This is a genomic window from Corynebacterium sp. HMSC061H03 (genome assembly GCF_001838215.1).
GTDB lineage: Bacteria > Actinomycetota > Actinomycetes > Mycobacteriales > Mycobacteriaceae > Corynebacterium > Corynebacterium jeikeium_D.
The window spans coordinates 1-6,070 of the sequence record NZ_KV836090.1 but is presented as its reverse complement, the minus strand read 5'-3'; the positions used below and the strand labels follow the sequence as shown (position 1 = coordinate 6,070).

The following is a 6,070-nucleotide window of genomic DNA, read 5'->3' as shown; positions in this document are numbered from 1 at the left end:
TGCCACTTCGGTGGCAGCCTTTCATTGAGGCATGAGCCCGTCGGCCTCGGCGTCCTCCCGTGTTGCTTGCCGGATGATCATGGTTTTGCCCCCGTTGTCTGCGCTGGTTTCTGCGCTCCGCCTTTATAGATGCGAGATTATCAAGCTTCCGGTTTCGAACGGGTGTTTTATTTATACTTTTCTGCACTTCTCCATGCGCCACCCGCAAACAACCTGGTAACAAACGCTTTTGCGGTCAGCCGACATCTACAAAACCATTCAAAATCTCTCATCATTTCTCTTTACAAACCAGAACGGCCTCTGTACGATAGCAAGTAAGTTCGAAAGAAAACCGACAACCATTGGAGCACCAGGGGGGATCCAATGAAGTCCGAACAAGTACCCGAACCATCTTGGGCTCATGAAAATCCTGAAGATGAGCTCTCAGCACTCGCGCGGGCTACCAACCGCGCCCAACTTGAGTTGATTGAAGCCTGCTGCCCTGCAGGTGATGATGACGTTGAAAACCATGCCGCCCGCATCAGCGTTCGGCTGGGAATCACCCGCAGTGAGGCACTGCGTATCTGTGACATTGGCCTGTTGCTGGAGAAAATGCCGCAGTTAGCGGACTATGCCCGGGAAAGCTGTGCATTGTCCATGCGGCAACTCGGCATCATTGCACATGGCGTAGTCGGAATCGAGCCAGATCAAATACCCGATGCGGAGAAGAAAATTTTGGCATTGGTTACGCCACGGAAGCGTCGTCAAGCAATGATTGGCCCTCGCACGCTCACCACCAAAATTGGTGATATTGCTGCGGATTTGGATGACCGCGCTCGTGCCGACGGCACAATTCCCACCATCACCGATACGGAATCAGTGACTCTGGTGGAACGTCCCGACAGTTACTCCCAAATCATTCTCACACTGCGGCCGGACCGCGCCTACTTCGCCATGTGCGCAATTGAAACGGTCTTCCGCGCGAATGAAGAAATGACCCAGGCAGATGCATTTGTGGAACTGATCCACCAGCGCACCAATGCGGAGGTTGTGCTCAATGCTTTCCGCGAGCCTCAAAGTGATGACGCCTGGCTGGACGGTGCCGGCTGGCTCGGCGCGCTGGTCACAGAAGAGTGGATGCAAAAGGTGACGCATGTCCGCCTCTCAGCAGACACCGCCACCAATGGTTACCGCCCATCCCCAGCGCAGGTCGCCCGCGTCCACGGTCGTGACGGCACATGTCGCTTCCCCGGCTGCGAAGTCCCAGCGTACAAGTGCGATATTGACCATATCGCGCCGTACAACCAGGAAGACCCCGAAGCCGGTGGCCCTACCGACACGCAGAATCTGCACTGCCTATGCCGGAAGCACCACAACCTGAAAACCCACAAGCTCTGGGATATCACCGCTTATGAGGACGGCTCAGAGGTGTGGTCCTCGACCGACGGCGTTACCGCGGCCACCGTCCCGGCCGGACCGTTAGCCGGGTTCGGGCGACAAACTTTTGACAAGCGCGCTACTCAGAAGACGAAAGCACGCCATGACCACTACATGAAGTGGTGGCTGTCATTCGCGGCGGTGCCAGACCTGGTCTTTGATGATGGGGAGGATTAACCCAGCGGGCCTCCGCAGTTCGGCCATGCGCCAGCACCCTGGGAGGCAAGCACGCGCTCGCCAATCTCAATCTGCTGCTCCTTGGTGGCCTGGTCAGCCGTTGGTGCGTACTGGTCACCGCCGTGGCCGCTCCAGGTCTGCTGCGAGAACTGTAGTCCGCCGTAGTAGCCGTTACCGGTATTGGTCTGCCAATTTCCGCCGGACTCACATGCCGCAACCTGATCCCAGGCGCTAACTGATGCAGCGTTAGCAGCGGCGGTCGGGGCAGCAATCATGCCTGCTGCCACGGCGGCGGATGCGATGAACTTACCGGAAAAACGCATAAAAAGAGAACACTCCTAAAGGGTTGACTTTTCTCTTGGCCGACCAACCTACGCGCACCCTCCCCCACCCTGTCAACCCGTATCCTGGAAAGCATGTCCGTGGCAGATGTCGTCCGCAAAACCGAGAGAAGAATCAACGCGCTGGCCGCCAAGCGTTCCAAAAACGCTGGTTGGGAACCGGAAATCATCGGATTCACCGGGTACGGAAATGCAGAGCGCGTTCGCGTACTCGGCCGTGTCCTTATGAAGGATCCGGCCAAAAAACGAGACGAAGAACGAAACAAAAAACGCGGGTTTTGGCAGTTCTTTACCGTCGAACTCGCGGACTTTCCCGTCACCATCACTGCCGGCAATCGCACGGTGGAAACCACCACGGATAGCAACGGCTACATCGAGGTGCTGATTCGGAATCACGGCCTCGAACCCGGCTGGCACGAGATCACCATCAACGACACTCCCGCAGAGGCCCTCATCCTCTCCCCGGAAACCAAATACGGCATCGTCTCCGATATTGATGACACTGTTTTGGTCACCATGCTGCCGCGCACCCTCATCGCCGCCTACAACTCCTGGGTCAAAGAGACAGACGAGCGCAAAGCCGTCGCTGGCTTCAGCGAGTTCTATGCGCAACTTCGCCGTCGTTACGCGAGCAAAACCGATGAGGACACGGACGTTCCCGTCATCTACCTTTCCACCGGCGCATGGAACACCTTCGGCACACTAAAAAAGTTCCTGCACCGCAACAACCTGCCGAAGGGCCCGCTACTGCTCACCGATTGGGGGCCAACGCCCACTGGCCTGTTCCGCTCGGGCAAGGAACATAAGAAGGTGCGACTGCGGGACCTGTTTATTGACTTCCCCGAAATCAACTGGATTCTCGTCGGTGATGACGGCCAATACGACCCGCTCATCTACGGCACAGCCGCGGCGGAGCATCCGGATAAGGTCGCGGCAATCGCAATCCGCAACCTCACTCCCAGCGAGCACGTGCTCTCCCACGGCACCGCAGTGCCAATTGAAAAACTGGAGAACAAGGAGGTTCCATTCATCGAGGGTGCCGACGGCTTTAAGCTGCTCAAACAGATCGACCAACTGCCGCAACCATGATCTACCTCCGCCAGGCCCGTATTCACGATGATGCCGAGCTCCCGGCTTACGTCGTAAAGCTCGCGTTGCCCTTCCCCATGGCCTTCACCACGCCGATTACCATCTTGACCGGCGAAAACGGCAAGGGAAAGTCGACGGTGCTGGAGGCGTTGGCGTCGGCGATGGGGGTCGACACGGACGGCGGCTCGCGGTTTAAAACGCAGGAGCGCACCTCTCCGATTCCGCTCGCGCTGACCAAGCGCAATCCCCCGGATACGTTCTTCTTTCGCGGCGACGCGCACTTAAACCTCGCGCGTTTCTACGCATCGATCGGCAGCCTCCCCGGCGGTGACGGCATGGCGGATCTGACGAAAATGAGTCACGGCCAATCCATCATGGCGCTGGCCAAACGCCGCTACGGTGCCGAATCGCTAATCTTCCTCGACGAACCCGAGGCCGGACTGTCGGTACTGCGCCAGCTGGAACTCCTCGGCCGTCTCGGCGCGCTCGCAGAAGCCGGCGCACAGATTATCATGGCGACGCATTCCCCCATCTTGCTCGCCGCACCGGAAGCAACAATCATTTCGCTTGACGACGCCGACACCACCCACTTCGAAGATACCCTCGCGGTACGGGCGACCAGGGATTTCCTAGCCGATCCCATCGGCATCGCGGACTACATGGTGGAGCGTTTTACTTCGGATTCTTAAGCCCCAGCGCCGCCACGACCCCCAGGGCCGACAGTGCCACCGGCAACCACATGGCGTCACTCATGGAGGTGGTGAAGTCGCCACGGTTGCCGCTGAGCGCCGCGGCCATGACGGTGGCAATCAGCGCACTACCCAGCACACTGCCAATTTGGCGGATGGTGTTGTACACACCGGAGGCGGCACCGGCGAGAGCCGGATCAATATTGCGAGTCGCGGCGGTCGACAGCGTGCCCCACACAAACGCGTTGGCCACACCGAATGCGGCGCCCGGCAGCAGCAACCACAGCACGGAGAGGTTCTCGTGGATGAGGTAGTGGAACCCGAGCATGCCCACCAGCGAGGACCCAAAACCAATCAGCGCGAACTCGCGGAACTTCAATCGGTCCAGCATTCGTCCAGTCCACGGCGCCATGACACCGGAGATGAGCGCCTGTGGCACGAGCAGCAGCGAGGCTTGAATGGTCGACAGGTCGCGGGCGTTCTGAGCGAAGAGGATAATCGGGAAACCGACCGCGACCACCAGCGCGCCCATCACAGCAATGGCCAGCGAGGAAATGGTGAAGTTGCGATCTTTAAAAAGGGACAGCGGCATCAGCGGCTCGGCCGTCGTCTTGGCCTCCCATACGGTGAACAGACCAAGAATCACGACACCACCGGCAATCAGTGCCCAAATCCAACTAGACCAACCGGCGCTCTCCCCTTCCTGGATGCCGAAGACCAGCAGGAACATACCAATCGCGCTGAGCACAACGCCCAGATAGTCAATCTTATTGCGGTGCGTCTCAAAGGTCGGCAGGTAGCGGAACGCAAAAACGAGCCCGACCACGCCAATCGGCACATTAATGAGGAAAATCCAGCGCCAACTCAGCAACTGAATCAAGATGCCACCAGCCAGCGGCCCCGTCAGCGAGGCAATTCCGGCCGCCGCGCCCCACAGCCCCATCGCCGCACCGCGATGCACCGGTGGAAACATCTGCGTAATCAGCGCCATCGTCTGCGGTGTCAGCAGCGCGGCCCCCAGTCCCTGCACCACGCGGGCAATGATCAGCATGCTTAACGACGGCGCCAACCCACACGCCAGCGACGCCAACACGAAGATAACCAGGCCCGCTACATAGGTGTGCTTGACTCCCCAGAGGTCACCGAGCCTGCCGGTAATAAGCAACGGCACCGCATAGGCCAGCAGATAGCCACTGGTCACCCACATGACCTGGTTGAGCTCACCGCCCAGTTCATGCTGGATGGTGTTGATGCCAACAGTGACAATGGTGGCGTCGACCAGAATCATGAAGAAGCCGAGCAAAACGGTCCACAGCGCTGGCCACGCCTTTTTGGGATCAAACTGAGTATTCAAATCTGTAGCCACTCGGAGTCATGTTAGTTGATGGCACGGTTGTGAGTTGATAGCACGGTAAAATCCAGACCATGGCTGTTCAGCATATGACCGACGAAACCATCGCCGAGTTCTTCGCCGACCACCTCTCGCGGGTAGATGATGACACGCAGCGCGCTGTCGCTCTTGAGGTGTTGGAATGGGTTCATGAAAAGTATCCCGAGATGGGCGTTCGCATTGCCTGGAAGCAGCCGATGTTCACGCTAGACGGCACTTTTATCATTGGTTTCTCCTACTCCAAGAAGCACATGGCTATCGCCCCGGAACGCGCTGGTATTGAGAAGTTCTCCGACGAGTTCGATGCCCGCGGCCTCTCCTACGGAAAGATGATGGTCCGCTTCCCCTGGCCGAAGGACAGCAAGGCCGAGTCCATGCCGCTGGACCTGCTTGCCAAGATGATTGAGTTCAACATGGAGGACAAGCGCGGGATGACCAAGTTTTGGCGATAGGCCAGACTCAAACCAAACCCACCTACATCGCTAAATCCGCCAGGGCATCCTCATCAACAATGGCCGTCCACCGTCGGCCCGATTCGATGATGCCCTCGCACTTCCGCTTACTCATCACTCGCGAGACCAACGTCCCAGCACTTGCGACTGCCAATACCGGTATTGCAATGGGTGCGGCCGGTACGAGCGTGGCAATTGAAACGGCCGACGCATCCGACGACTTGTGGCCACGCTATTCACCTATCGATGCGCTGCAGCGTGGCCACAAGTGAATAGCGCATCGACAAGTGAGAGGGCCTGGCCCACAGCGTGCACATAAGTGCCGAAAAAACATCGATAAGTCAGGGGAATCCATCGACAAGCGAGCGAAATACATCAATAAGTCCCCGAAACCTGGCCATAAGTGCCGGACAGGGTTTAAAGAGGGTTAAGGGTTAAAGGACAAGCCAACAACCTCAGCTCAGCATCCGCCTCTGCTTCAATCCAGGGTTAAGTAAAGAAAAGTGTGTCCGCATG

7 protein-coding genes are annotated in these 6,070 nt (G+C 58.1%); 5 read left to right on the top strand and 2 right to left on the bottom strand.

Annotation, left to right across the window (positions count from 1 at the left end):
* Positions 1-363 precede the first annotated feature (363 nt).
* On the top strand, positions 364-1,593 hold the full coding sequence (locus HMPREF2787_RS10535; RefSeq protein WP_070859215.1) for an HNH endonuclease signature motif containing protein: 1,230 nt from the start codon (positions 364-366) through the stop codon (positions 1,591-1,593).
* On the opposite strand, the gene HMPREF2787_RS10530 is transcribed toward HMPREF2787_RS10535, so the two are convergent.
* Positions 1,590-1,916: a transglycosylase family protein gene (locus HMPREF2787_RS10530; protein ID WP_005511827.1), complete on the bottom strand. Its 327-nt coding sequence runs from the start codon at positions 1,914-1,916 to the stop codon at positions 1,590-1,592. The genes HMPREF2787_RS10535 and HMPREF2787_RS10530 overlap by 4 nt on opposite strands.
* Before the next feature lie 93 nt (positions 1,917-2,009).
* Between HMPREF2787_RS10530 and HMPREF2787_RS10525 the strand changes: the two genes are divergently transcribed.
* A complete protein-coding gene (locus tag HMPREF2787_RS10525) occupies positions 2,010-3,023 on the top strand; it encodes an App1 family protein (RefSeq protein WP_038627146.1) in 1,014 nt (337 codons plus the stop codon).
* Positions 3,020-3,712 carry an AAA family ATPase gene (locus HMPREF2787_RS10520; RefSeq protein ID WP_070859214.1) on the top strand — a complete coding sequence of 231 codons (693 nt, stop codon included), beginning with the start codon at positions 3,020-3,022 and terminating at the stop codon, positions 3,710-3,712. The genes HMPREF2787_RS10525 and HMPREF2787_RS10520 overlap by 4 nt, the downstream gene beginning before the upstream one ends.
* Here the strand turns inward: HMPREF2787_RS10520 and HMPREF2787_RS10515 are convergent.
* The gene (locus HMPREF2787_RS10515) at positions 3,696-5,078 is read right to left on the bottom strand and encodes a DHA2 family efflux MFS transporter permease subunit (protein ID WP_070859213.1); all 1,383 of its coding nucleotides are present in this window, start codon (positions 5,076-5,078) and stop codon (positions 3,696-3,698) included. The two genes, HMPREF2787_RS10520 and HMPREF2787_RS10515, sit on opposite strands and share 17 nt — an antisense overlap.
* A 59-nt stretch (positions 5,079-5,137) precedes the next feature.
* Here HMPREF2787_RS10515 and HMPREF2787_RS10510 point away from each other — a divergent pair, with 59 nt between their 5' ends.
* Both HMPREF2787_RS10510 and HMPREF2787_RS10505 read left to right on the top strand, forming a co-directional pair.
* The gene (locus HMPREF2787_RS10510; RefSeq protein WP_070859212.1) at positions 5,138-5,554 is read left to right on the top strand and encodes an iron chaperone; all 417 of its coding nucleotides are present in this window, start codon (positions 5,138-5,140) and stop codon (positions 5,552-5,554) included.
* Positions 5,555-5,613: 59 nt separating this feature from the next.
* On the top strand, positions 5,614-5,826 hold the full coding sequence (locus HMPREF2787_RS10505; RefSeq protein WP_070859211.1) for a hypothetical protein: 213 nt from the start codon (positions 5,614-5,616) through the stop codon (positions 5,824-5,826).
* Positions 5,827-6,070: the final 244 nt, after the last annotated feature.